23 protein-coding genes and 1 pseudogene are annotated in these 25,337 nt (G+C 72.7%); 13 read left to right on the forward strand and 11 right to left on the reverse strand.

Annotation, left to right across the window (positions count from 1 at the left end; all coding sequences use genetic code 11):
• From BU198_RS19265 to BU198_RS19275, 3 genes and pseudogenes are all read left to right on the forward strand, one after another.
• Nucleotides 1-715 (forward strand): annotated as a pseudogene (locus BU198_RS19265) (hypothetical protein); the annotation flags it as partial.
• 517 nt (nt 716-1,232) lie between these two features.
• Nucleotides 1,233-2,879 carry a M4 family metallopeptidase gene (locus BU198_RS19270; RefSeq protein WP_317620198.1) on the forward strand — a complete coding sequence of 549 codons (1,647 nt, stop codon included), beginning with the start codon at nt 1,233-1,235 and terminating at the stop codon, nt 2,877-2,879.
• A 325-nt stretch (nt 2,880-3,204) separates the two neighbouring features.
• Nucleotides 3,205-4,191 (forward strand): CPBP family intramembrane glutamic endopeptidase, encoded by a 987-nt coding sequence (locus BU198_RS19275; protein WP_223244631.1) that lies wholly within the window; start codon nt 3,205-3,207, stop codon nt 4,189-4,191.
• A 110-nt stretch (nt 4,192-4,301) separates the two neighbouring features.
• Here BU198_RS19275 and BU198_RS19280 read toward each other — a convergent pair whose 3' ends face one another.
• Nucleotides 4,302-5,300, reverse strand: a complete 999-nt coding sequence (locus BU198_RS19280; RefSeq protein ID WP_188298112.1) for an ABC transporter substrate-binding protein — start codon at nt 5,298-5,300, stop codon at nt 4,302-4,304.
• A 59-nt stretch (nt 5,301-5,359) separates the two neighbouring features.
• Nucleotides 5,360-6,148 (reverse strand): MerR family transcriptional regulator, encoded by a 789-nt coding sequence (locus tag BU198_RS19285; RefSeq protein ID WP_188298113.1) that lies wholly within the window; start codon nt 6,146-6,148, stop codon nt 5,360-5,362.
• A gap of 283 nt (nt 6,149-6,431) precedes the next feature.
• Here BU198_RS19285 and BU198_RS19290 point away from each other — a divergent pair, with 283 nt between their 5' ends.
• From BU198_RS19290 to BU198_RS19300, 3 genes are read left to right on the forward strand one after another with little or no spacing between them, the layout of a single operon-like run.
• On the forward strand, nt 6,432-8,003 hold the full coding sequence (locus tag BU198_RS19290; RefSeq protein WP_188298114.1) for a flavin-containing monooxygenase: 1,572 nt from the start codon (nt 6,432-6,434) through the stop codon (nt 8,001-8,003).
• Nucleotides 8,000-8,998 carry an alpha/beta fold hydrolase gene (locus BU198_RS19295; RefSeq protein WP_188298115.1) on the forward strand — a complete coding sequence of 333 codons (999 nt, stop codon included), beginning with the start codon at nt 8,000-8,002 and terminating at the stop codon, nt 8,996-8,998. Before BU198_RS19290 ends, BU198_RS19295 begins: the two co-directional genes overlap by 4 nt.
• Complete coding sequence (locus tag BU198_RS19300) at nt 8,995-9,900, forward strand: SDR family oxidoreductase (protein ID WP_188298116.1); 906 nt, start codon at nt 8,995-8,997, stop codon at nt 9,898-9,900. Before BU198_RS19295 ends, BU198_RS19300 begins: the two co-directional genes overlap by 4 nt.
• A gap of 86 nt (nt 9,901-9,986) precedes the next feature.
• Here the strand turns inward: BU198_RS19300 and BU198_RS19305 are convergent, their stop codons facing one another.
• Entirely contained in the window at nt 9,987-11,348 is a 1,362-nt protein-coding gene (locus BU198_RS19305; RefSeq protein WP_188298117.1) for a PLP-dependent aminotransferase family protein, read from the reverse strand.
• Between the two features lie 160 nt (nt 11,349-11,508).
• Here BU198_RS19305 and BU198_RS19310 point away from each other — a divergent pair, with 160 nt between their 5' ends.
• Complete coding sequence (locus BU198_RS19310) at nt 11,509-12,171, forward strand: LysE family translocator (protein WP_188298118.1); 663 nt, start codon at nt 11,509-11,511, stop codon at nt 12,169-12,171.
• A gap of 36 nt (nt 12,172-12,207) precedes the next feature.
• On the opposite strand, the gene BU198_RS19315 is transcribed toward BU198_RS19310, so the two are convergent.
• The 4 genes from BU198_RS19315 to BU198_RS19330 form a co-directional block, all read right to left on the reverse strand.
• Nucleotides 12,208-13,239 (reverse strand): serine hydrolase domain-containing protein, encoded by a 1,032-nt coding sequence (locus BU198_RS19315; RefSeq protein ID WP_317620200.1) that lies wholly within the window; start codon nt 13,237-13,239, stop codon nt 12,208-12,210.
• Nucleotides 13,236-14,171: a DUF6895 family protein gene (locus tag BU198_RS19320; RefSeq protein WP_188298119.1), complete on the reverse strand. Its 936-nt coding sequence runs from the start codon at nt 14,169-14,171 to the stop codon at nt 13,236-13,238. Before BU198_RS19320 ends, BU198_RS19315 begins: the two co-directional genes overlap by 4 nt.
• A complete protein-coding gene (locus tag BU198_RS19325) occupies nt 14,168-14,890 on the reverse strand; it encodes a hypothetical protein (protein WP_188298120.1) in 723 nt (240 codons plus the stop codon). Before BU198_RS19325 ends, BU198_RS19320 begins: the two co-directional genes overlap by 4 nt.
• 65 nt (nt 14,891-14,955) lie before the next feature.
• Entirely contained in the window at nt 14,956-15,159 is a 204-nt protein-coding gene (locus tag BU198_RS19330; RefSeq protein WP_188298121.1) for a hypothetical protein, read from the reverse strand.
• Nucleotides 15,160-15,315: 156 nt separating this feature from the next.
• Between BU198_RS19330 and BU198_RS19335 the strand changes: the two genes are divergently transcribed.
• The gene (locus BU198_RS19335; RefSeq protein ID WP_188298122.1) at nt 15,316-16,089 is read left to right on the forward strand and encodes an SDR family NAD(P)-dependent oxidoreductase; all 774 of its coding nucleotides are present in this window, start codon (nt 15,316-15,318) and stop codon (nt 16,087-16,089) included.
• 218 nt (nt 16,090-16,307) lie between these two features.
• Complete coding sequence (locus BU198_RS19340) at nt 16,308-18,146, forward strand: ABC transporter ATP-binding protein (protein WP_188298123.1); 1,839 nt, start codon at nt 16,308-16,310, stop codon at nt 18,144-18,146.
• A 61-nt stretch (nt 18,147-18,207) separates the two neighbouring features.
• On the opposite strand, the gene BU198_RS19345 is transcribed toward BU198_RS19340, so the two are convergent.
• The gene (locus BU198_RS19345; RefSeq protein WP_188298124.1) at nt 18,208-18,876 is read right to left on the reverse strand and encodes a lysophospholipid acyltransferase family protein; all 669 of its coding nucleotides are present in this window, start codon (nt 18,874-18,876) and stop codon (nt 18,208-18,210) included.
• Between the two features lie 176 nt (nt 18,877-19,052).
• Here BU198_RS19345 and BU198_RS19350 point away from each other — a divergent pair, with 176 nt between their 5' ends.
• Complete coding sequence (locus tag BU198_RS19350) at nt 19,053-19,265, forward strand: EF-hand domain-containing protein (protein WP_188298125.1); 213 nt, start codon at nt 19,053-19,055, stop codon at nt 19,263-19,265.
• A gap of 129 nt (nt 19,266-19,394) precedes the next feature.
• Here the strand turns inward: BU198_RS19350 and BU198_RS19355 are convergent, their stop codons facing one another.
• Complete coding sequence (locus BU198_RS19355; RefSeq protein ID WP_317620201.1) at nt 19,395-21,611, reverse strand: CDP-glycerol glycerophosphotransferase family protein; 2,217 nt, start codon at nt 21,609-21,611, stop codon at nt 19,395-19,397.
• A gap of 816 nt (nt 21,612-22,427) precedes the next feature.
• Between BU198_RS19355 and BU198_RS19360 the strand changes: the two genes are divergently transcribed.
• Both BU198_RS19360 and BU198_RS19365 read left to right on the forward strand, forming a co-directional pair.
• Nucleotides 22,428-22,694 carry a hypothetical protein gene (locus BU198_RS19360; RefSeq protein WP_188298127.1) on the forward strand — a complete coding sequence of 89 codons (267 nt, stop codon included), beginning with the start codon at nt 22,428-22,430 and terminating at the stop codon, nt 22,692-22,694.
• A 259-nt stretch (nt 22,695-22,953) separates the two neighbouring features.
• The gene (locus BU198_RS19365; RefSeq protein WP_188298128.1) at nt 22,954-23,415 is read left to right on the forward strand and encodes a YjbQ family protein; all 462 of its coding nucleotides are present in this window, start codon (nt 22,954-22,956) and stop codon (nt 23,413-23,415) included.
• A 123-nt stretch (nt 23,416-23,538) separates the two neighbouring features.
• Here the strand turns inward: BU198_RS19365 and BU198_RS19370 are convergent, their stop codons facing one another.
• Complete coding sequence (locus BU198_RS19370; protein ID WP_188298129.1) at nt 23,539-24,093, reverse strand: DUF1990 family protein; 555 nt, start codon at nt 24,091-24,093, stop codon at nt 23,539-23,541.
• A 270-nt stretch (nt 24,094-24,363) separates the two neighbouring features.
• On the opposite strand from BU198_RS19370, the gene BU198_RS19375 reads away from it, so the two are divergent.
• Nucleotides 24,364-24,588 (forward strand): hypothetical protein, encoded by a 225-nt coding sequence (locus tag BU198_RS19375; RefSeq protein WP_188298132.1) that lies wholly within the window; start codon nt 24,364-24,366, stop codon nt 24,586-24,588.
• Between the two features lie 85 nt (nt 24,589-24,673).
• Here the strand turns inward: BU198_RS19375 and BU198_RS19380 are convergent.
• Nucleotides 24,674-25,337 (reverse strand): SbcC/MukB-like Walker B domain-containing protein (locus tag BU198_RS19380; RefSeq protein ID WP_317620202.1); only part of this gene is annotated, 664 nt, incomplete at its 5' end.

Consider the following 25,337-nt stretch of genomic DNA (forward strand, 5'->3'; position numbering starts at 1 on the left):
GACCCCGACCGACACGCCGTCGGCCACCCCCGGCCCCGACCAGCCGACGCCCGGCACCGCCCAGAACCAGTCACAGGCGCCGGTCCCGGCGGCCGGCCAGGGCAGCGGCGGCGGAAGCGGTGGCTCCGGTGGCTCCGGCGGCAACAAGACCGGTGGCGCGGGCACCGCCGCCGGCGGGTCGTCGGGCGGACAGGCGAACCAGCCCGGTGGCGGCAACCCGCCCAACCCGCCCGCCAACCAGAACCCGCAGCCCCCCGCCCAGACCACCACCGGCGGCGGCACCACCAGTGCCCCGCAGAGCCCGAGCCGGCCCGCCTCCTGCGGCGGCAACAGCTGGAGCACCATCGTCAGTGTGAAGGACGGCCGCACCATCGGGATGCGCGACGACAACCTGAACGGCGACAACCCGATCGTGGTCGGGGGGCACGCGCAGTACGGCTGGGTGCGTTCGACCAACCCCGGTTCCTGGATCCTCTTCAACGCCTGCAACAACGGCGGCCCGACGATGGTCCAGACGATGGACGGGAAGGTCGTCCTGAACGGCGGGTTCAGCTTTCTCACCAACTGGACGGTCCGCACCGGTAGTTCGGCCGACTCGTACACGCTCGGCGACTACCAGAACCAGAGCTGCATGACCAACAACGGCCCGGGCAGCGCGGTCAGCATGGTCGCCTGCACCCCTGGCAACACCGCCCAGGAGTGGCGGCTCCAGTGACCGGCCCGCGGCGGCGGGCTTGCGGGGGGACCGGTTATCAGGCACCTCTCGGGTGAGCAAGAGGGCGCGGGTGGCGGAACCTCGCCACCCGGGTGTCAAGGAACCGTATGGAGTCTTCTACACACATGTAAAAGTCGATCGACGGCCGGCCGGTGCCGGGTGCCGATCCGGTACCGGGCGGACGGATGCCCGTAGGCGCAGGCGGTCGGTCGTCACTCGGGCCTGAACCCCCTGCGGGATGTGGTGGATTGCCCCGGTTCGCCCGTCGATTGGAAGCTCTTTACCCGATGGCGGGACCTGGCCAACTTCTGAAGCAGACCTGTCAATCAGCCTGCTCGATTGCCATGCTTCTGGTCATCCCCCGGCGGTAGCCCCCACCCCCACCCCTTGGTGGCGAGCCGCTCGACCGCGCGGGGTTCCCGCACGTCAGTGCCCCGTTCCTCCCCACAGGTGCCGACCCGGCCCCCGGAACGAGGTGCGACCGCGCCCGGACGCGGTTTCCCGGAAGGACTCGTACGTGAACCGTAAGCTCGCGGCCGTCGCCGTACTCTCGGCCACCGCCCTGTTGACCGGTGTGATCCAGGTGAGCACCGCCGCCCAAGCCGCCCCCGCCGACTCGTCGCAGGCCCGGGTCGCCCAGGCCGCCCAGCAGTACGCCGCCGTGCTCAAGCTGGCGGCCGGTCAGGCCGGTCCGCTCGCCAAGGCGCTCGCGCTCGGCGACCAGGAGAAGCTGGTCGCCAAGGACGCCGCGGTGGACCGGGACGGCACCCGCCACCTGCGCTTCGAGCGCACCTACGCCGGCCTGCCGGTGATCGGCGGCGACCTGGTCGTCCACCAGAAGGCCGACGGCTCGGTGAAGTCGGTCGACAAGGCGGTCGCCGCCCGGATCGCGCTGCCGGGCCTGACCCCGAGGATCGCCGCCGACCGGGCGGCCGCGCAGGCCGCCGGGACGGTCAAGGCCACCCTCGGGGCGACCACCGACGCCGACGCGTCGCCGCTGACCGAGGTCGGCCAGGCCGACCGGGCCGAACTCGTGGTCTGGGCCACCGACGGCAACCCGCGGCTGGCGTACCGCACCACGGTCGAGGGCCGGCGCGCCGACGGTACCCCGAGCCGCCAGATCCTGGTGACCGACGCCGCCGACGGCCGGGTCCTGGCCTCGCACGAGACGATCGAGACCGCCGCCGGCACCGGCAACGGCGTCTTCGTCGGCCAGGTCCCGCTGACCACGACCCAGAGCGGCTCGACCTACGCGCTCAAGGACGCGAGCCGCGGCAACCAGTCCACCAGCGACCTGAACAACGGCACCGACGGAACCGGCTCGCTGTTCGCCAACACCAGCAACAGGTTCGGCGACGGAACCGTCAACAGCCGCGAATCCGCCGCCGTGGACGCCCAGTTCGGGGCCGCGACCACCTGGGACTTCTATCACGGCACCTTCGGTCGCAGCGGTATCCGCAACGACGGCGTCGGCGCCCTGAGCCGGGTGCACTACGGCTCCAACTACGTCAACGCCTTCTGGGACGACAGCTGCTTCTGCATGTCGTACGGCGACGGCAGCAACAACACCGCGCCGCTCACCGAGATCGACGTGGCCGGCCACGAGATGAGCCACGGCGTCACCGCCGCGACCGCCAACCTCAACTACGCGGGCGAGTCCGGCGGTCTCAACGAGGCCACCTCGGACATCATGGGCACGATGGTCGAGTGGTACGCCAACCTGCCCTCCAACCCGCCGAACTACTGGATCGGCGAGCTGATCAACCTGCGCGGCGACGGCAGCCCGCTGCGCTACATGGACCAGCCGAGCAGGGACGGCGGCTCGGCGGACTACTGGGACGCGAACGTCGGCAACCTGGACGTGCACTACTCGTCCGGGGTGGCGAACCACTTCTTCTACCTGCTGTCCGAGGGCAGCGGGGCGAAGAGCATCAACGGGTTCGACTACAACAGCCCGACCTACGACAACTCCACGCTCGCGGGCATCGGCCGGGACAAGGCCGCGCAGATCTGGTACCGCGCGCTGACCACCTACTTCACCTCCACCACCGACTATGCGGGTGCGCGTGCGGGCACCCTCAGCGCGGCAGCCGACCTGTACGGCTCGGGTGGCGCGGAGTACAACGCGGTCGCCGCCGCCTGGACGGCTGTCAACGTCAACTGAGCTGCTGATCAGGCGGGTTCGGGAATGAGCTGGCCCTGACCTGAGACGGGCAGGGCGGGGCCATCACAGCAGGGGTGACGGTGAGCGGACCACCGTCGCCCCTGCTGCTCGCTGCCTGACTGCCCGTCAGGTGGGTGAACTGTACCGCTCCCGAGCCGCGAGTACGTCATAGACAGGGGAAGCGGTACATGCGCCCGGCGGGTAGCACGTCCGGCCGGCCGCCGAACACCCAGAAAACTCGACCATCCACCGGCAGCCGACAACCCTCCTGAGCGGCAGCGTACTTGATTCTCGGGAGATCCCTCCGATCCGTAGCGTCCTCGGCATGACGCCACTGAAGCCACTGACACGATCCCCGCAGAGCGCCGTCCGGCGGCGCGGCCTGCTGGTCTATCTGGTGCTCGCCTACCTCGGGATGTGGGCGGCCATGGCTCCGCTGCTCGCCGACGGCTACCAGCGGGCCGACGCCCGGGAGGGGGTCGGCGTCCGGGAGCAACTCTGCATCGGGGCCGCGATGTTCGCCCCGACGCTGGCGGCGCTGTTCGTGGTCCGTTTCGTCGAGCGCGCCGGAGGGGGCGGAGGGGTGCGGGAGGCGCTCGCGCTGCGCCTTCCCCGGACTCGTGCGGTCCGGGCCTGCCTGCTGCCGCTCGGGGTGCTCGGCGCACTGACGGCGGCGGCGTTGGTGCTCGGCGCGCTGGTGGGCAGCTACCCGTTCGCCGGCTTCGGCTCGCTGGACCCGGGGCGGATCGGATCGTGGGCGGTCCAGGGTGCGATCGGCATGGCGCTCTCGCTGCCGCTGTTCTTCGGCGAGGAGATCGGCTGGCAGGGCTTCCTCTTCCCCCGGCTGCTGAGGCTCGGCCGGGGTGCGGACGGCGTGAACGACGGTACGGGCGGTGCTGCGGGTGACGGTGCGGATGGTGGCACGGCGCGGCTGGTCCTGGCGTACCTGCTCACCGGGACGGCCTTCGCGCTCTGGCACCTGCCGACCCTGCTGATGGGAGGGCAGTACCCGGGACGGCCCTGGTACCTGGCGGTGCCCGCGCTGACGGTGAGCTGCGTGCTCGTCCTGCCGGTCTTCACCTGGCTGAGGCTGCGCTCGGGGTCCGTGGTCCCCGCGGTGCTGGCGCACACCTTCACGAGCAGCATGAGCGTGTCGATGGTCCGGGAGTTCGCCGACCCGGGTGCCGAACTTGACCCGCTCACCATGTCGCTGGCCGGCTGGCCGGGGTGGATCGTCCTCGGTGGGTTCGTCGCCTTCCTCGCCTTCACCGGGCGCCTGCGGCCGGGCCGGTACGGCGGGGGTGCGGGATGACCCGAGCCGGCGGGTGACGGGCGACGGCTTTCAGATGACAGATTTCATCATCTGTCATCTGTCAGTTGCTGGTTGTCAGCTGTTGCCTGTCGCCTGCCGCCCGCCATCCGTCACCCGCCCGTCGGCGCCAGGTCCTTGCGGATCTCGTCCAGGACCAGCCCGGCCCCCGTGTAGCCGATGCCGAGCATCCACACGTTGTCGTCCACCCGGAACACCCGACCGCTGCGAACGGCGTCGAGGTTCTTCCAGAGCGCCCCGTCGGTGATCTTCCCCTGGTCGGACTTGGCCGCGTCCCCGTACACCGAGTAGAAGATGACGTCGGCCGCCGCCTGGTCCACCTGCTCGGGGCTGATCTCCATCGAGAACCCGGGCTTGTCCTGGTTGGCGGGTCTGCCGAGCCCGAGGTCCTTGAACAGCGAGCCGACGAAGGTGTCGTTCAGGTACAGCCTGGTCGGCGCGCCCGCCAGGAAGCGGGCCATCTCGACCCGGGTGGCCGCCGCCTTGGCCGGCCCGCCGAGCGCGGTCACCAGGTCCCGCAGCTTCGCCCGGTAGGCCGCGTCCGCCGCCTCGGCCTCGGCCTGGCGGCCCAGTGCCTCGGCGTGCAGCCGGACGTTCTCCTTCCAGGCCGGTCCGGTGGTCTTGGAGAGCACGGTCGGAGCGATCTTCGACAGCTCGTCGTACCGCTTGTCGTCGCGGACCTGGTTGCTCAGGATGAGGTCGGGCCGCAGCGCCGCGATCGTCTCCAGGCTGGGCTGGCCGATGGCTCCGACCGGCTTCGTCCCGGCCAGCCGCTCGGCGGGCAGGTACGCGGGGAAGGCCGCGCCCGCGGTCACGGTGGTGGCGCCGACCGGGCTGAGACCGAGGGTGACCACCGAGTCCAGCGCGTCGGTGTCCAGGGCCACCACCCTGCTCGCCCGCGCCGGCACGGTGCTCTCGCCGCGCGCGTGGCGGACCGTCCGGGTGTCGCCGGTGCCACCGGACGAGCCGGACGAACCTGCCGAACCGGATCCCGTCGCGGGGGAGCCGGGCCCGCACGCGGCGAGCGCGAGCCCGGGGGCGAGTCCGACGGCGAGGCCGAGGGCGGCGCGGCGGCTGAGCGGTCGGGGCATCGGTGGCACCTCCAACGTACGGGCAGGGCGCGGGAATCCCTGCCCGCGCGGCCACCCGGTTACGCCTCGGAGCCGTTCTCCCGTCGCTGGCGCAGCAGTTCGTCGTACTCGGCGCGCACCCGCCGGTCCATCGCGAGGGTGAACTGGGCGTCCGCGACCGTACGGGCCAGCGGTCGCACCCGCAGGATGCGCTCGGTGAGCCTGGCCGCCTCGCCGGACGGGAGCGGAGTGTCGGTGGCCAGTGCGCTGAGCAGGTGCTCGCTGACCACCTCGATGAAGACCTCGGCGATGGCGTCCACGTGCTCCCGGGTGCGCCGGCTCGCCTCCAGAACCGCCGAGAGCGGCACGCCTTCCGCCACCAGCTCGGTGGTGGCGTCCATCAGCCGGCGGCTGACGTGGACGATGCCGTCCTCCTCGACGCTGATGTAGCCCTGGGCGATCGACTCGGAGGTGTTCTCCTCGGTCAGCTGGTCGCCGAAGGCGGCCTTCAGCTCGTCCCAGTCCAGGCGCACCGGGGTCTCGTCCGACCACGGCGCGACGATCGCCGCCTCCAGCCCGATCAGGTCGGCGACATCCCGCCCGCTCTCCCCGGCGCCGATCAGCTCGGCGATGCCGCCCAGGGTGTGGCCGCGTTCGAGCAGTTCGCCGATCATCCGCAGCCGGGCCAGGTGCTCCTCGCCGTACCAGGCGATGCGTCCCTCCTTGCGGGGTGGCTGGAGCAGTTTGCGTTCGCGGTAGAAACGCAGGGTGCGGGTGGTGATGCCGGCGGCCTCGGCCAGTTCCTCCACCCGGTACTCGCGTTTTCTGTCGTCCGCAGCAGCTCTGACCTTGTCCACGGCGTTCAGCATAGGACCGTCGGCTCCGAAGTCGCTCCGGGCTCGGAAGGCTCTCCGGAGCGGTCGGCCCGTCGGCCGGAGGTCTCGCCGGTCGGAGGTCTCGCCGCATCGGAAGGCTCGCCGAACCGGAGCCGTCGCGCTTCTTCCATCCGGTGTCAGCAAGGGCTACCCTGCCAATCGTGCCAGTGATTACTGGCGCGATGGCAGGGTCCCGGAGGCGAGCCCCCGGGAGGCTCCGGGCGGACGGCCCCGGAAGAGCGCGAAGATCACCGCCCCACCCTCAGGAGGTTGCCGCATGGCATCCAGCAGCAAGCGCCCAAGCTCCGGCGCGTCCGCAGCGACCGATACCACCGCTGCGCAGGAGTCCGTCCCGCACGTCCGAGTGGCGGTGATCGGCTCCGGCTTCGGCGGCCTGGGTGCCGCGGTCCGGCTGCGCCGCGCCGGGATCACCGACTTCGTGGTCCTGGAGCGGGCGGACTCCGTCGGCGGCACCTGGCGCGACAACAGCTACCCCGGCTGCGCCTGCGACGTGCCCTCGCACCTCTACTCCTTCTCCTTCGCGCCCAACCCCGACTGGCCGCGCAGCTTCTCCGGTCAGCCGGACATCCGCGCCTACCTGGAGAAGGTGGCCACGGTCTTCGGCCTCCGTCCGCATCTGCGCTTCAACGCCGAAGTGCTGGAGGCGCGTTGGGACAGCGAGCAGACCCGCTGGCAGATCACCACGGCGGCCGGCCGGTGGACCGCCGACGCGATCGTCTCCGCCGCCGGACCGCTCGCCGACCCGCAGATCCCCGACCTGCCCGGGCTGAGCGGCTTCCCCGGCAAGGTGTTCCACTCCTCCCGCTGGGACCACGACTTCGACCTGACCGGCAAGCGCGTCGCGATGGTCGGCACCGGCGCCTCCGCCGCCCAGATCATCCCGTCGATCCAGCCGAAGGCCGGCAAGCTGACGGTCTTCCAGCGCACCCCGGCCTGGGTCCTGCCACGCCGCGACCGCGAGATCACCCAACTGGAGAAGTGGCTGCACGGCCGCCTCCCGGTCACCACGAAGATCCGCCGGGGCACCCTCTTCGCCCTCCGTGAGCTCCAGGTGGACGCGTTCGTGCGCCGACCGGGACTCCTGCGCATGGTCCAGCAGCTCGCCGAGCGCCACATCGCCCAGGGCGTCCCCGACCCGGCGCTGCGCGCCAAGCTCACCCCGGACTACCGGATCGGCTGCAAGCGCATCCTGCTCAGCAACACCTACTACCCGGCACTCGCGGCGGCCAACACCGAGGTCGTCTCCTCCGGCCTGCGTGAGCTGCGCGGCTCCACGCTGGTCGCGGCCGACGGCAGCGAGCACGAGGTGGACGCCATCGTCTTCGGCACCGGCTTCCACGTCACCGACATGCCCATCGGCGCCCGGGTGTTCGGCGCCGACGGCACCAGCCTGGCGGAGGAGTGGAAGGACGGCATGGAGGCGCTGCGCGGCTCGACCGTGCACGGCTTCCCGAACCTCTTCTTCGTGATCGGGCCCAACACCGGCCTCGGCAACAGCTCGATGATCCTGATGATCGAGTCCCAGCTGAACTACATGATCGACGCGTTGACCACGCTCGGCTCGATCGGTGCCGCCGCGATGCAGCCGACCGCACGCGCCCAGCGGCAGTGGAACCTCGAACTCCAGCACCGGATGGACCGCACCGTCTGGACCACCGGCGGCTGCCGCAGCTGGTACCTCGATCCGAACGGCAAGAACACCGTGCTCTGGCCGGGTTCCACCACCTCGTTCCGCAGGGCCACCCGGAAGGTGGACCTCGGCGAGTACGAGCTGATCATGCGCGCCGCGCCTGCTGCCGCCCGCACCGTCCAGGAGGTCTCCGCGTGAGTGGCGTTCACCTGCCTGAGGAGTACGAACCGCCGGTTCCGGTGGAGGAGTTGAGCATCCGATCGGCGGACGGCATCCGGCTGCACGCCGAGGTGCACGGTCAGCCCGGCGCGCCCACCGTGGTGCTCGCGCACGGCTGGACCTGCTCGACCGCCTTCTGGGCCCCGGTGATCCGCGAACTCTCCGACCGTTACCGGGTGGTGGCCTACGACCAGCGCGGTCACGGGCACAGCGAGATCCCGCCGAGCCGGGCCCGCTACTCGACCCGGGCGCTGGCCGAGGACCTGTCCGCCGTGCTCGCCCGGACCGTCCCGGCGGGGGAGCGGGCCGTACTGGCCGGGCACAGCATGGGCGGGATGACCATCATGGCGGCCGGTGGCCGTCCAGAAGTCGCCGAGCGAACCGCCGCGACCGTCCTGATCTCCACCGGGCCCGGCGAGCTGGTGGCCGAACTCACCGTCCTGCCACCGGCCGTGCGCCCCCGGGGTCTGCGGCGTTTCCTGCACCGTCAGCTGCTGCGCTCCCGGATGCCCCTCGGCCCGGTCTCGCCGGTCAGCCGGGCGGCGCTCAAGTACGCGACCATGGGGCCGGCTTCGCCCGCCGGCCAGGTCGAGGCGACGGCCCGGATCGTGCACGCCTGCCCGACCGCCGTCCGCGCCAACTGGGCCGCGGTGCTCGACCGGCTGGACGTCCACGCGGGACTCGCCCGGCTCACCGCGCCCACGTCGGTGGTGGTCGGCACCGAAGACCGGCTGACCCCGCCGGTGCACGCCCACCGGATCGTCGCCGGACTCCGGGATCCGCAGGGGCTGTTGCTGCTGCCGGGAGTCGGCCACATGTCGCCGCTGGAGCGCCCGGCGGAGGTCGCGGCCGAGATCCACCGGATGGCCTCCGGGTACCTGACGGCCGCGCCCGGCGACGCCGCTGCCCCTGCTTCCGCCCCGGCCTCCGCTTCCGACCCTGCTTCCGCCGACGAGAGGACCGCCGTCGCATGAACGCCATCCCGCCGTTGTCCGCACAGGTCGTCGTCGTCACCGGGGCCGCGCGCGGCGTCGGTGCGTCGCTGGCCCGCAAGCTCGCCCGACGCGGGGCCCAGGTGGCCTTGCTGGGGTTGGAGCCCGAGGAGCTGAAGGCCGTCGCGACGCAGTGCGGCCCGTCCGCGACCAGTTGGGAGGTGGACGTCACCGACCTCGACGCGCTCGGCGACACCGCCCGGCTGATCAAGGAGCACTACGGGCGGATCGACACCGTCGTCGCCAACGCCGGGATCGCCCTCGGTGGACCGCTGGCCGACAGCGACCACCGGGCGTTCAGCCGGGTCATCGAGGTCAACCTGCTGGGCAGCGTGGCCACCGCGCGGGCCTTCCTCCCGGCGCTCGCCGAGAGCCGCGGGTACCTGCTCCAGATCGCCTCGCTCGCCGCGCTGACCCCTGCGCCGCTGATGAGCGCGTACTGCGCCAGCAAGTCCGGAGTGGAGGCCTTCGCCCACTCGATCCGCGCCGAGGTGGCCTACCAGGGGGTCAAGGTCGGTGTCGGGTACCTCAGTTGGACCGACACGGACATGGTGCGCGGAGCCGACCAGGACGCCGTGCTGAAGCAGATGCGCTCCCGGCTGCCGTGGCCGGCGAACAAGACGTATCCGCTGGAGCCGGCCGTGGACCGGATCGTCGCCGGGATCGCCCGTCGGTCCGCCCACGTCTACGCGCAGGCCTGGCTGCGCGGGATGCAGCCGGTCCGCTGGCTGCTGCCGAGCCTGATCGCGGTGGTCGGCTCCCGTGACGTCGCCCGGCTCGCCCCCCAGCTCGCCGCCACCGCCGCGAGCCGCCTGCGCGCCGTCGGCGCCGGAGGCGCGGCCGACACGGCGGTCCGGGGGAGCCGGAACGGGGCGGGCGAGTGACGGCCGTCGCCTGACAGGCGGCGCCCGGCAGAAGACAGATGTCAGGCGACGGATAACAGATGACAGCTGACAGATTTCGAAATCTGTCAGCTGTCATCTGTTCGTCGTCCACCCGGCGACGCGCCCCCACCCGCCCCCGCGATCCGCGCCAGCGTCTCCAGCGCCCGAGCCAGCACCGGCAGCGGCGGCGAAGCCAGCCCGACCCGGACGGCGGACGGCGAGCGCCGGGGGTCGACGGCGAAGCCCGCCGCGGGCGTGACCGAGATCCCGGCACGCGCCGCCTCCGCGACGAAGACCTCCGCCCGCAGGCCCGACGGCAGCTCCCACCACAGGTAGTACGAGCGCGGGTCGGACCGCAGCCGCTGCCCCGCCAGCACCTCGCGCGCCAGCAGCTGCCGGGCCGCCGCGTCGGCCCGCTTCGCCGCCTCGACGGAGGCCAGTGTGCCGTCCCCGATCCAGCGCACCGCCGCCTCCAGCGCGAAGCCGCTCGTCGTCCACCCGCCCGAGCGCAGCGACCCCGCCACCGCCTCGCGCAGCGCCGCGGGGACGACCGCGAACCCCGTGGTCAGACCGGGGGCGAGCCGCTTGGAGAGGCTGTCCACGAGCACGGTGCGCTCCGGCGCGAGCACGGCCAGCGGCGCCAGCTCGGGCCGCAGGAAGGACCAGACGGCGTCCTCGACCACCGGCAGGTCGAGCCGCCGCAGCACCTCCACGAGCGCCACCGCCCGCTCCTGCGGCAGACTCACCCCGAGCGGGTTGTGGAGGCGCGGCTGGACGTACAGCGCGCGCAGCGGCGCGGTCCTGTGGGCGGCCGCCACGGCGTCCGGCAGCAGCCCGTGCTCGTCGACGGCCAGCGGCACCAGCACGATGCCCAGCCGCTCCGCCACCGCCCTGACCACCGGATAGGTCAGCTCCTCCACGCCCAGCCGCTGCCCGGGCGGCACCAGTGCGGACAGCGCCCCGGCGATGGCCTGCCGCCCGTTGCCGGCGAACAGCAGTTCCTCCGCCCCGACCTCCCGGGAGCCGGTCGACACCAGCCCCGCGAACGCCCGCCGGGCAGAGCCCGTCCCGGCCACGCCGACCGGCCGCAGTGCGTCGCCGAGCGCGTCCGGCCGAAGCAGCGGCGTCAGCCCGCCCGCCAGCAGCTCCGCCTGCCCGGGGACGGTGGGGTAGCTGAGCTCCAGGTCCACCGGGGAGGCGGCCGGTTCCGCGAGCGCCACGCGGCCGCCGTCCGCCGCGCGCCCGGCCCGGACGAAGGTGCCGCGTCCGACCTCGCCGACGGTCAGTCCGCGTCGGGCGAGTTCCTGGTAGACGCGTCCGGCCGTCGAGGCGGCGATGCCCCGGCTGCGGGCGAACGCGCGCTGGGTGGGCAGCTGATGGCCCGGCCGCAGCCGCCCGTCCGCGATGTCGGCGGCGATCCGGTCGGCGATCAGGCGGTAGTCGTCCATCGGCGGTCGGCCTCCCGTGGTCCTTCGTTGAGCGTGGATCGGGTGCACGGGGTGGGCGGCCTGGACGGCGTCAAGGGCCCGGGCCCCGCCACTTCGCCACATTGCACCGAGTGCAAAGTCATCATTGCATTGAGGGGATTGCCCGCCCTAGCCTCCTCGCATGGACACGTTGACATCCGCCGTGGACGGCCACGCCGTGCTCGGGATCGCCGCCGTGGCACTGGGCATGGTGCTGTCGCCGGGGCCGAACATGATCTACCTGGTCTCGCGCTCGATCGCGCAGGGCCGCCGCGCCGGGCTGGTCTCGCTGACCGGGGTCGCGACCGGCTTCCTGGTCTACCTGGTCGCGGTGACGGCAGGGGTGGCCGCGGTGTTCTCGGTGGTGCCGGCCCTCTACACCGCGATCAAGCTGGCCGGTGCCGGGTACCTGCTCTGGCTGGCCTGGCAGGCGGTCAAGCCGGGCGGTAGGGCGGTCTTCGCCCCGCAGCAACTGCCGCCGGACCCGCCGCGCCGGCTGTTCGCGATGGGCTTCCTGACCTGCCTGCTCAACCCCAAGATCGCCATCATGTACATCTCGCTGCTGCCCCAGTTCGTCGCGCCGGAGCGCGGTCACGTCGCCGTGCAGAGCCTGGTGCTGGGCCTGATCCAGATCGCGATCGCGGTCACCGTCAATGGCCTGATCGCGGTGAGCGCGGGCGGCATCGCGGCCTTCCTCAACCGTCGCCCCGGCTGGCTGCGGATCCAGCGCTACGTAATGGGCACCGTCCTGGCCGGCCTCGCCGTGCGCATCGCCGCCGACCGCGCCAAGGCCGTCGCGGTCTGAGGCCGCGGTGGTCTGAGGCCGCGGTGGTCAGGGCGATCAGGCCGCAGGGCAGGCCACCCGCAGCAGCTCGTACCCGGCCTGGATGAATCGCCCGTCCAGCGCCGGTGGGGTGCTGGCCAGTGCCGCCACCGCCGTCGATCCCTTGGGCGAGAACCCCACGAAGGTGGTGAACGCCCGGGTGCCGCCGGAGTGGAAGTAGAGGTCCCGGCCGCCCGAGTGGCGGTGCATCCAGACCAGGCCGAGCCGGTCCGTCGAGCGTGGCAGCCGCAGCCGCAACCGCTGGACCTCCCGCAGGGCGGTTCCCAACTCGCCTGCGCCGCCGTCGACATGAGCCCGCAGGTAGCGCAGCAGATCGGCCCCGGAGGACCGCACGGCACCCGCCCCCGGAAGTCCGGGGATGCTCCAGGGCGGTAGCTCCCGTCCGTGCCGGTATCCGACGGCCTGGCCGGGAGCGTCCGCGGCGCAGGTCGTGGAACGCAGCCCTAGCGGTCGGCAGATCCGTTCGGCGAGCAGGTCCCCGTACGGCAGCCCGCCCGCTTCGGCGAGCGTCCGCCCGAGTAGTCCGACCCCGTAGTTGGAGTACCCGTACCGGCTGCCGGGCCTGCTGCGTACGGTCGTTCGGGCGAGGCCGGCTCTCAAGTCGTCCTCGCCGAACCCGGCGTACGGGTTGCTGAACCAGGCGGGAACGGCCCCCACGCGCATTCCGGGGGGAAGCCGGGGCAGGCCCGAGGTGTGGGTGGCCAGGTGCAGCAGGCGGATCGGTTCGGGTGAACGGACGGCCGCCGGGCGCCAGCAGCCCGGCAGGTGGCTCTCCACCGGGTCGTCCAGGGCGAGTTCACCGCGTACGGCCATCGTGGCCAGCAGCAGAGCGGTGAACGTCTTGCTCACCGAACCGAGTTCGAAGACGGTGTCCGGCGTGCACGGCGGCGCGCCCGCCCCGCGCCTGAGCCGCCCGAAGCACCGGATCTCCTCGCGGTCCCCGCGTGCGACGGCCACCGTCACGGCGGTGGCGTTGGGCTCGGCCGCCCGCACCACCGCCGCGACGGCCTGGTCGACGGGGTCGTTCACGCGACCGCCGCGGGGCTGCCGCCGAGTGCCCGGGAGAGCATGACCGTCGCGGCCACGACCGCCACCACCGCGGTGTGCTCGTGCACGCGGATGGCCGACTCCGGGTCGTCCTGGATCGGTTCGGTGTCCCGGGGCACCAGCCCGTCGGCCCGTTGCGCCGCGGCCAGGGCCTCCCAGCCGGACCGTCCGGTGGCCGGTTCCCCGATGCACGCGTCGACGATCAGCAGCTCGCCGACCAGGTCCCACTGGCCGATCTCCAGCCAGATGTCGAGCCAGACCGGCAGCCAGTCGTTCAGGTAGTCCCGCATCGGCTCGGGCAGGTCCCCGGGCCGGGCGCCCCAGTCGGTGAGGTGGAAGACGGTGTGGGTGGACTGGTAGGCGGTCGTCCAGGCGACGGTCCAGGGTTCGGGGAGCGCGCCGAGCCAGGTTCCGGCGGCGAGCGCGGGCCAGTCCGGCCGGGGGCTGAGCCCGATGATCCGCCGGGCGTTCGCCATCGCGAGCAGCCGGCTGCCCGGGATCTCGACGGCGTGCACGGCCCGCAGCCTGCCGAGCGATTCGAGCAGCTCCTCCAGCGCGGCGTGCCGGTAGCCGATCCGGGCGAAGTGCGCGTACGTCTCCAGCGGATCGGTGACGGTGACGTGCCGCAGTTGCCGCTCGTACAGCAGATCTCCCTCGCGCAGCTGGCTCCAGGCGACATCGAGCATCTCGCGTGCGAAGCGGACGTCCTGCGGCCCGGCGACGCCGTTGCGCAGGACCAGGGAGGAGGCCATCGCGGCCTCGCAGAGCGGCTTGTAGACGTCGTTCGGTTCGGAGAGGTCGATGATGGTGCTGTCCTCGAGCCTGCCGTAGCCGCCCTTGTAGCAGGCGTGCAGCCAGGACAGCGCACGGCTGCCGAGCTGTTGGGCGGTGGCGAGCACCTGGGTGTCGGTCATGCCGTCCCCTCCAGCAGCCGCTCGGCGATGGCGAGGTCCAGCCGGGTGCGGGCGCCGGCGCCGATCAGTCGGATCCGGTCCAGGACCGGCTCGACCTCGATCCGCGGCGGTCGGCCCTCGGCGCCCGCCCAGGCGAGCCAGCGGGCGAGACGTGCGGCGGTGGTGAAGTCCTGCCGGAGCACGGAGCGGACGGTGCCGCGAGCGAGATCCAGGGTGTCGGCCCGGGCGGCGTCGTGCACCGGTCCGTCCAGTCCGGGCAGCGCGAGCGCGGACAGCTGTGCCATCCGCACCGACCAGGACTGCCAGCCCAGGTCGGCCGGTCCCGGCAGCGGAGCGGGAGAGGGCGGGGCAGCGGACGGCGACGTGGGCGACGCCCCTCCGTACGGTGTACGGGCGAGCACCCGGTCGGCCGCCCAGTCCTGCCAGGCGATCACCAGCGCGCCCTCGGCGGTGGCCGCGGGTGCGGGAAAGGCCCGCCGGGACTCGGCGAGCAGTGCGGCGGTGGGGTCGTCGGGCTCGGTCCCGGCGAGCAGTTGCGGGGCGAGGAGGTCGGCGCCGAGCACGCGCACCGCGGCCAGCAGCGGGCGGGGTACGGCTGTGTCCGGATCCGCGAGTGCGGCTGCATCCTCGCCGTCCCGGAGGACGGCGAGGATCCGGCCCGCCACCCGTTCGACCGCCGCGGCGTACTCGTCACGGAGAGGGGTCTCGGCGAATGGCATGGTGGTGAGGTCCTCCTTCAGGAGGTTCGGCGTGGGCGCGGGGCCCGGTGTGGCCGGGGGCCCGGCTACCGGGTCGGCTTCTCCTTCGGTCCCTTCGGGGAGAGAAGGAGCAGGCCGAGCAGGAGCAGGAGTCCTGCCGCCTCGGGCGAGTACGTGGGCGCGTCGGAAACGGCGGCCTCGTCCTCCAGCATCAGGCTCGCGAGTGTCTCGGCTTCGAGCGTCGCGCTGTGTGACGTCGAAGCGGATTCGGTCCGGAACTGAGTAAGCATCAGATGTGCCTCCTCAAGTGGATTTTCACCGCCCGGTCGGACGATGCCCCTTCTCGACATTACGAGCACCTGGGGGGACCTGCATCCGCAGGCCGCTGAGCTGCGACGTCGCCCTGGGTGCGGGTGCCGATGCACTGAGTGGGTACGGTCGGGGGCATGACTACCGCCTTGATCACCGGCGCGACCGCCGGCATCGGAGCCGCCTTCGCCCACCGGCTCGCCCGCAGCGGCTACCAGCTCGTCCTGGTGGCCAGGGACACCGGGCGCCTGGAGCGCGCCGCCGTCGACCTGAACAACAGGTACGGGATCGAGGCGGAGGTGCTGACCGCCGACCTCGCGACCGACGAGGGCATCGCCGCCGTGGAGGCCAGGCTCGCCGACTCCGCCCGCCCGGTGGACCTCCTGGTCAACAACGCGGGCTTCGGCAACAAGGGGGCCTTCGGGACCGTCCCGCTCCAGGACGAACTGGACATGCTGAAGGTGCACATCGAGGCGATCCTGCGGCTGACCACGGCCGCCCTGCCCGGCATGCGGGAGCGCGGCCGCGGCGCGATCGTCAACGTCGCCTCGGTGGCCGCCTTCCTGCCGCGCGGCACGTACGGCGCGAGCAAGGCCTGGGTGGTCAGCTTCACCCAGGGCGTGATGCGCGACCTCGGCGGCACGGGCGTGCGGATGATGGCGCTGTGCCCGGGCTTCACCCGGACCGAGTTCCACCAGCGGGCCGGCATGGGCACCGGGAACATCCCGTCCTGGTCCTGGCTGTCCGCGGAGCGGGTGGTGAACGAGGCGATGCGCGACCTGGCCCGCGGCCGGTCGGTGTCCGTGCCGGGCAAGCGGTACAAGGCGGCCGTGGCGATCGCCCGGGTGCTGCCGTCCGGCAAGCTCGGAGGGCTCTCCTCCAAGGCGGCGCGCAGCTACCGGACCGACTGAGGCCGGGGCGCCGGAAGGCGGGGCGCGGGGAGGCTGGGCGGCGCCGGGGTCGCAGGGTGACGGCCGGGGCGGCAAAGTGGCGGCCGGGGCGGCCGGGTTCGGTGTGGCAGAGGAATAGAGCAACCCTCACTATTAGCTTGTCTAATTATGATCTATCCTCGCTATGCTGACCCGCGTCCCGCCGTCCGCCCCACCGTCCCACCCAGGGAGGCCCGTCCTTGAGGCCCACCGCCATCGACTGGACCCCGCCCGACCGCGCCGAGGGCGAGCCCCGCCCGCCCGCCGAGTGGCGGCGCATCCTCGCGCTCTTCCGTCCGTACCGGGGCCGCCTGACCACCGTCGGACTGCTGGTCGCCGCCTCCGCGGTGGTCTCGGTCGTCTCGCCGTTCCTGCTCAAGGCCGTCCTGGACACCGCCATCCCGCAGGGCCGCACCGGGCTGCTCAGCCTGCTCGCGCTCGGGATGATCCTGACCGCCGTGGTGAACAGCATCTTCAACGTGCTGCAGACGCTGATCTCCACCACCGTCGGCCAGCGCGTGATGCACGACCTGCGCACCGCCGTCTACGGCCACCTCCAGCGGCAGTCGCTGGCCTTCTTCACCCGCACCCGCACCGGCGAGGTGCAGTCCAGGATCGCCAACGACATCGGCGGCATGCAGTCCACGGTGACCTCCACCGCGACCAGCCTGGTCTCCAACCTGACCGCGGTGGTCGCCTCCGTCGTCGCCATGGTCGCGCTCGACTGGCGGCTGACCGTCGTCTCGCTGCTGCTGCTCCCGCTGTTCGTCTGGATCAGCCGGCGGGTCGGCCAGGAGCGCAAGAAGATCACCACCGAGCGGCAGAAGCAGCTGGCCGCGATGAGCTCGGCGGTCCAGGAGTCGCTCTCGGTCAGCGGCATCCTGCTCGGCCGCACGATGGGCCGCTCCGGCTCGCTCGCCGGCGAGTTCACCGGGCAGTCCGACCGGCTCGCCGACCTGGAGGTGCGGGCCAGCATGGCCGGGCGCTGGCGGATGAACACCATCCAGATCGTGATGGCCGCGATGCCCGCGCTGATCTACTGGGCGGCCGGCCTGACCTCCGCCGCCGGAGCGCCGATCGTCTCGGTCGGCACCCTGGTCGCCTTCGTCACCCTCCAGCAGGGCCTCTTCCGCCCGACCGTCAGCCTGCTCTCCACCGGCGTGGACGTGCAGACCTCGCTCGCGCTCTTCCAGCGAATCTTCGAGTACCTCGACCTGCCGGTGGAGATCGACGAGCCGGCCGACCCGGTCACCCTGACCGGGATCCGCGGCGAGGTCGGCTTCGAGTCCGTCGACTTCCGCTACGACCCCGGGCAGGAGCGCCCGACCCTGGCCGGTGTCGGCCTCAAGGTCCCGGCCGGGAGTTCACTGGCCGTGGTCGGCGAGACCGGCTCGGGCAAGACCACCCTCAGCTACCTCGTCCCGCGGCTGTACGACGTCACCGGCGGACGGGTCACCCTGGACGGCGTGGACGTGCGCGAGCTGTCCTTCGACACCCTGGCCCGCGCGGTCGGCGTGGTCTCCCAGGAGACCTACCTCTTCCACGCCTCGGTCGCCGAGAACCTGCGCTTCGCCAAGCCCGGCGCCGACGACGCCGAACTGGTCGAGGCCGCCAGGGCCGCGCAGATCCACGACACCATCGCCGCCCTGCCGGACGGCTACGACACCCTGGTCGGCGAGCGCGGCTACCGCTTCTCCGGCGGTGAGAAGCAGCGCCTGGCACTCGCCAGGACGATCCTGCGCAACCCGCCGGTGCTGATCCTCGACGAGGCCACCAGCGCGCTCGACAACCGCACCGAGCGCGCCGTCCAGCAGGCCGTGGACACCCTGGCCGTCGGCCGCACCACCATCACCATCGCGCACCGGCTCTCCACCGTCCGCGCCGCCGACCAGATCGCCGTCCTGGACCGCGGCGAGGTGGTCGAACTCGGCACCCACGAGGAGCTGGTGGCGCTGGACGGCCGGTACGCGGCGCTGCTGCGCCGGGAGGTGCCGGAGGCCGCCGGGCAGCCGGAACCGGCGGCACTCGGGCGGGTCTGACGGACCGCGGCCGCCGGCCCCGGTCGTCGCGTACGCGGTCGGCCGGGGGCAGACCGGGGGGTCAGGCCGCCTTCGGGGCCTCGTTGTAGCTCTCCGCGACCTCCTGGCCGGAGAGCCGCTGGATGGCCGCCATCACCTCGTCGGTCACCTGCCGACGGGCCTTCAGCGAACGGGCCTGCCCGTGCAGCTCGTCGAAGTGCAGCGGCTCGCCGAAGCGGACCGTCACCTTCTTCAGCCGCGGCAGCCGCTTGCCCACCGGCAGGATCTGCTCCGGACCCTCCAGTGCCACCGGCACCACCGGCACACCGGCGGTCAGCGCCAGCCAGGCGACGCCCGTCTTGCCCCGGTAGAGCCGGCCGTCCAGCGAACGGGTGCCCTCGGGGTAGATGCCGAAGGCCTTTCCGTCCTCCAGGATCTCCAGCGCCGACTCCAGCGAGGCCTGGGCGGAACGGTAGGTGCCGCGCTCGACCGGCACCGCGCCGATCGCCTCGAAGAAGCCCTTGGAGAGCCGGCCCTTGAGCCCGGTGCCGGTGAAGTACTCGGCCTTGGCGAGGAAGTGGACCCGGCGCGGGGCGGTCAGCGGGATCACCACGCTGTCGATGAAGGACAGGTGGTTGCTGGCCAGGATCACCCCGCCCTTGCGCGGGACGTTCTCGATCCCCTCGATGACCGGCCGCCAGATCCCCCGCGAGACCGGTTTCAGCACCAACTTGGTGGCGAGGTCGAGCACGATTCCCTCCCTGGACGAACGACCGCCCGGGAGGAGCCCGGGCCTGCAATCAGATCCGCAGACTACGACACCGACCCCCGCGCCCGTCCACTCCCGGAGGCCGTGGCGCGCGCCACGGCCGGGTAGGGTACGGCCGTCCGAACCGAGCGACACCCCGCAGTACCCAGGAGGGCACGATGGAGACCACCGAGGCGATCAAGGCCTTTTTCGACCGCTTCGACAAGGACGGCGACGGCAGGATCACCCCGGCCGAGTACGCCCTGGCGGCCAACGAGATGGGCGACCACGACGTCACCCTCTCGATGGCCGAGGCGCTGATCCACAGCATGGACACCAACCACGACGGCGTCCTGACCTTCGAGGAGTTCCTGGCCGCCCGCCGGCGCTGAGTCCGCGCCGACGGGGCCGGTCGCCGTAGGGGGCGCACCGGCCCCGTCCGGAGGCCCTGCTGTCACTCCTCCGCCGGGCTGCTACGTCACAGGGCTGCTACGTCGCCGGGCTGTTACGCCACGGGGCTGCTACGTCGCGGGGAAGACCCGGCGCACCACCCGCTCCGCCGCCCCGCCGTCGTCCCAGACGCAGAACTTCGCCCGGAAGCGGGACCGTGCCGCCGGTTCCGGATCGCCCGCCAGGAGCGCCCGCGCCAGCCCGTCCGGGTCCACCGTGACCGCGCCCGGCGGTTCCTCGAACAGGTCGAAGTAGACGCCGCGCTCGCGCTGGTACTCCTCCCAGTCCGGGGCGAAGATCACCACCGGCCGGTCCAGCACCGCGTAGTCGAACATCATCGACGAGTAGTCCGTCACCAGCACGTCCGCCGCGAGGTAGAGGTCCTCGACGGTCGGGTGCGTGGAGACGTCCACGATCCGCGCCGATTCCGTACCGGCCGCCGCCAGGTCGCCAGGGCCGTCGGTGTGGAAGTAGTGGGTGCGCACCAGCAGCGTGAAGTCCGGGCCCAGTTGCCGGGCCAGCGTCGCCACGTCCAGCAGTGGCACGTAGCCGCCCTTGCTGCCGCGGTGGGTCGGCGCGTACAGCACCGCCCGGGTGCCGGGCCGCAGTCCGAGCCGTTCGCGCATCTCCCGGACCTCGTCCGAAGTGGCGTTCGCCAGCCGGTCGTTGCGAGGGTAGCCGGTGTCCAGCATCTCGTACCGGCCGGGGAAGGCGCGGGCGAAGTGCCTGCTGGTGTGCGGGTTGGGGGAGACCAGGAAGTCCCAGCGGTCGACGGCCGCCTGGAGCTGCTCGAAGTCCATTCCCTCGGCCGCCGCCGGGTGGTCGCGCAGGTCCATGCCCATCGCCTTGAGCGGGGTGCCGTGCTGGGTCTGGACGTGCACCGTGCCCGGCCGCTTCGACATCGTGCGGGGAAAGTTGACGTTGTTGACGAAGTACTTGGCGGTCGCCATCGCCTTCAGGTAGGCGGGGGTGTTGACGATCACGTACGGCACTCCGGGCGGCAGTGTGGCCGCCTGGGCGCGGTTCTCCACCACCCACACGCCCCGGATCCGCGGGGCGAGTTCCTTCGCCTTCTCGTAGATCGCCGCCGGGCTGCACGCGTAACCGCGGTGCCAGTACGCGGCGTAGACCGCGAGGTTCTCGTCCAGCGGCAGCCGGCGGAACGCGTTGTACGCGGTGAACCGGGCGCCGCTGCGCATCCCCTTCTTCACCGCGGGCGCCACCGCCCGCGCCCCGCGCTTGAGTTCGCGCGGCAGCCGGCCGGTGCGGCGCAGCTCCGCGTAGGCGATCCGGGCACCGCGCGCGGCCAGCCGGTACTGCACGCCGCGCACCCCGCCGGGGAAGCGGTAGTCGGCCGGGCGGTGGCGGTCGAAGTGCCGGGCGATCTTCCGGAAGAAGTCCCTGCGCAGGTCGGCGGGGACCAGCCCGGGGGTGTCGTAGACGTTCAGCGCCTGGCGGACGGTCCGGTCGAAGACCAGGGTGCGCAGCGCGTCGGGGACGGGCCGGCCGGGGCGGTCCTGTCGGTCGCCGTCACCGGACCGGTCCATGAAGGTGAAGATCGCGTCGTACTGGGCAAACACGTCGGCGTGCTTGGGGGAGGCGGTGGCGGTGATCGCGCCGTCCCGGCCGCGCCGGTAGAAGTAGCAGGGGCGGTCGAGGTAGCGCAGCCGCCCGGCGGCCAGCAGCGCCGGGTAGGTGACCGAGATGTCCTCGTAGTAGCCGCGGCCGAAGGCGACGCCGAGGCCGTCCAGGAACTCTCGGCGGAACACCTTGTTCCACACCGACATCACGGTCTGGAACAGCGCCGGGTGCTCGGCCAGCGTGCAGCCCTCGACCAGCGGGGAGTCGGTCAGCACGTGACGCCAGGGGTTGGGCTCGGTCCCGCCGTCCGGGTAGACGTGGGTGAAGCCGGTGATCAGCACGTCGACGGGGGTCTCCCGGCGGCGCTCCCGCTCCAGTTCGTCGAGCAGGGTGCCGACCGTCTGCTCGGGCACCCAGTCGTCGCTGTCCACGAACCAGACGTACTCGCCGCGGGCCTGTGGCAGGGCGGCGGTGCGGGCGCCGCCGAGGCCCTGGTTCTCGGTGAGGTGGAGCACCCGCAGCCGGGGGTCGCGGGCGGCGTAGGCGTCCAGGATCGCGCCGGAGCCGTCGGGGGAGAGGTCGTCGACCGCGATCACCTCGAAGCGGGTCTCCGCGGCGGGGGTGTCGCCGAGGATCGAGTCGAGGCAGCGCGGGAGATACCGTTCCACGCCGTGGACCGGGAGCACGATGCTGAGGAGGAGGGACACGCTGGCCGAGTTTACCGATCCACCGGGTGCGACCTGCGCGGACGTCCGGTGCGGGCCCCGGGGGCCTCGTGGCGGGGGTGCGCGGGGCCTTCGTGGCGGGCGGTTCGCGGCCCGACCCGGAACCGCCGGTGCCGGGTCCCTCACGGGGCGGCACCGGCAGTCGGGTGGCGGCCCGGCCGACCCTCTACGGCCGACCGCCTGTCCGGGTACCGCGCGAGCCTGGCCGCCGCAGCGTCGAGGCGGCCGGGCAGTGGCTCGCGGGAACCGGAGTCCTTCATCACTCGAACACGCGCTTGAGTGCGGTGCGGGCACTGGCGTGTGCATCAGATATTGCTTGGAGGTTTGGCGGGAGTCAATCCCTCGATTGTGTTCACTTCCTGAAGTCAGGCGTGTTCGTGCTGTCGCGGGTGCTCTGCCCGGCCCTGCCCGGGCCCGAGCTGCTTCGGCGGACGCCCCGGTGATCGCTTCGGTGATCGCTTCGGTGATCGCTCCGGCGGTCGTTTTGTCGATGTGACGGCTGTCCCCATATAGGGGAGGCGGGCGAGGTGCGCACCGGACGTCGTCGGGGTGTTGCCGCGCGCCGGGCGCGTGCCGTGTGGACGGGTGCCGCACCCGCGCCCGCCTGCCCTGGTGACGTACGGCTGGTCGTGCACCATCATTGATGCCTAGTCGTGACCGGCCTGGTGGCCCCTGGTGCTTCGTCAGTTGACGCCGCACGATACGGTGGCACAACACCAGGGACGGTTGCGCGAAGGCCGTCCTTCACGGATAGTCTTCGCCTCACGGCCCTGGCGCCTCGTAGGGGTGGGAAAACTGATGGAACACATGCAAGTGCGGACTCGGCCTCGCGTGCCGGCGGTCCAGTGCGGTGTCGGCACGACCGGCCGCCGGATCGACCGACACCTGGCCGTGCTCGGCGCGCCCGCACTCCCGGCGGTGGACACCGCCGAGGCGCTCGGGTTGATAAGGGAGCTCACGCCGCGCGGCGCCGAGGCCCCGACGACCCGTCGCCGCCACACCAGGATCTCGCTGCTGACGCCGCTGCGTCGGCTGCGGCGGAGCCTCTTCGGCGGGCGCGGCTAGTCCGGCCGGCGCGGCACGGGTCCCTCCCCGCCGCCCTGGTCGGTTCCGACCCGGTGGACCATCCGGTCCGCCGGGTCTTCGGTGTGCCCGGGCGCCGGCGGGGCGATGCCCTGAGCCGCTCCGGGCGGCGCCGGGCGGGTGTGCCCGCCGCTCGGGGTGCTGTGGTCTGAACCTTTCACCCTAATCGAGTTCGCCCCCTCGGCAGGCCGAGTCGGCGAGGGAGTACGCCCGGCCCCCTGACCTGGGACAGGATGGCGCCATGGCGGACAACAACCACTCCACCCGGACCACCACCGACCCGACCACCACCTTCCAGAGCAGCAGTTTCGAGATCACCACCGGCAGCCGTGAGGTCGCGCTCGACATCACCGACCGCTGCGCCGCGTTCCTCGACGAACGGGCCGCCGGGCGCGACGGCCTGCTCAACATCTTCGTCCCGCACGCCACCGCGGGGATCGCGGTGCTGGAGACCGGCTCCGGCAGTGACGACGACTTCCTCGCGACCCTGCGCGACCTGCTCCCTCCCGATGACCGCTGGCGCCACCGGCACGGCAGCCCGGGGCACGGCAGAGACCACGTGGTGCCCGGACTGGTCGCCCCGCACGCCACCCTGCCGGTGCTCGGCGGCCAACTGGCGCTCGGCGTCTGGCAGTCGGTGGTGCTGGTCGACACCAACGGGGACAACCCGCGCCGGACCGTCCGGCTGTCCTTCCTCGGCTGAGGGCTGAGAGCTGAGGGCTGGGGGCTTACGGCTGACAACTGAAGGCGAGGGCCCGAGGGCCGGACCCGGTGCTCGGAGCGCGGGCACGGCACCACCCGACGGCGGGCAGCCCGGCGGGCGGAGTCAGCGGACGTGTGCGGCGACCGCGGCGAGGTAGCGCTCGATCGCCAGGTGCTGGCACAGCAGTGCCACCGGCCGGCCCAGCCGGGCGTACCAGGCGGACAGCCGGGAGAACGCGGTGACCTCGAACCAGACCTCGCCGTCGGCGTCCATCGACACCAGGAATGCCTCCTCGCCGCACTCCGGGTGCCCGGGGAGGGTGCCGTAACCGAACCCGATCCGGCCCGGCTCCTCCACCGTCCACACCACCCGGCAGGGGATCACCAGCCGGGGCCACCTGCTCCCCGGCAGGCTCAGCCGCAGCAGCACCGTGTCGCCCTCCCGGGCCGGTCCTGCCGGGTGCACCGCGAAGCCGGTGCCCACCTGGCTGCCCCAGTCGAGCACGTACCGCCCGGCTCGCTCCAGCACCTCCGGACCGTGCCCCAGGTGGACCCGCCGCCGCAGGTGGGCGTAGCCGGCCGGCAGCCGTCCGCCCCCGCCCCGGGTGGCGCCCACCTCGGGGTACGACGGGGTGGTGGCGTGGGCGGCGAGCAGGCGTCGGTGCAGGTCGGTGGCCATGCCGGTCACGCTAGCCGCCGGGTGGGAGCGGTGTGGCGGCGGGGCGGGTGGGCAGGATTCGGCGGGCGGTCGGGCATCGGCGAACGGGGCTCAGGCGACGGCTTTCGTGCGGCAGCCGACAGGTAACGGATGTCAGACGACAGATGTCAGATGACAGCTTTCAGCGAACGTTTTCTGAAATCTGTTCGCCGTCATCCGTCATCCGTCATCCGTCCGCCCGAGCCGGGCCGGGTGTTGCGGCAGGGCGGGCATGCGGAGTAGGAAGGCGGCATGAGCGACACCGGCACCGGTACGAACGAGCAAGCGGGCGTCTGCGAACTCGCGCCCGACAGTGGGGCGGAGGCGGCGCTGTGGCACGTCCCGGAGGCGGCCGGTCCGCGTGCCGACTGCGTCCTGTGCGGTGAGCCGACCGAACTGCCCGCCGACCGGCCGGGCAGCACCCTCTGCCCGGTGTGTGCCTGGCAGCAGGCGCAGCGGATCGCCTGCTCCGGCTGATCCCCGGGCCGAACCCGGACTCACCTCGGGCCGGTCGACGGCCCGAGGTCCTTGAGCCGATCCGGCCCGATCCGGCGGACCAGCCCTACGCGTCCTCCCGGCCGGCCGGCGCCAGGGTCGATCCGTGCCTGCCCTTGCGGACCAGCAGCTGGGCGGGGATGCGGCTGCGCAGGTCCGCGACGTGGCTGACGATGCCGACCGCGCGGTCCCGCTCGCGCAGTCCGTCCAGGACGTCCATGACCTCCTCCAGCGACTGCTCGTCGAGAGTGCCGAAGCCCTCGTCGATGAAGAGGGTGTCCAGCGGCATGCCGCCCGCCTCGTCGGTCACCACGTCGGCCAGGCCCAGGGCGAGGGAGAGCGAGGCGAAGAAGCTCTCGCCGCCGGAGAGGGTCGCGGTGTCCCGCTCGGTGCCCGTCCAGGCGTCGACCACCCGCAGCGCCAGCCCCGAGCGTTTGGTGCCGGTGCCCCGGTCGTCGCTGTGCACCAGGGTGTAGCGCCCGCCGGACATCCGGACCAGCCGGTCGCTGGCCGCCGCCGCGACCTGCTCCAGCCGGGCCGCCAGGACGTACGACTCCAGGCGCATCCGGAGCCGGTTCTCGGCGGAGGTGCCGGCCGCGAGCGCGGCGAGCCGGTTGAGCCGCGCGTACCGGTCCAGCGTCGGGGCCAGTTCGGCGGCGAGCCCGGCCAGCTGCCGCCCGATCGTCGCCAGTGCCTCGCAGCGCTCGCGGGCCGCCGCGCGGTCGGCGAGC

The sequence above is a fragment of the Streptomyces sp. CBMA156 genome, from assembly GCF_014596515.1.
In the GTDB taxonomy this organism is placed as follows: domain Bacteria; phylum Actinomycetota; class Actinomycetes; order Streptomycetales; family Streptomycetaceae; genus Kitasatospora.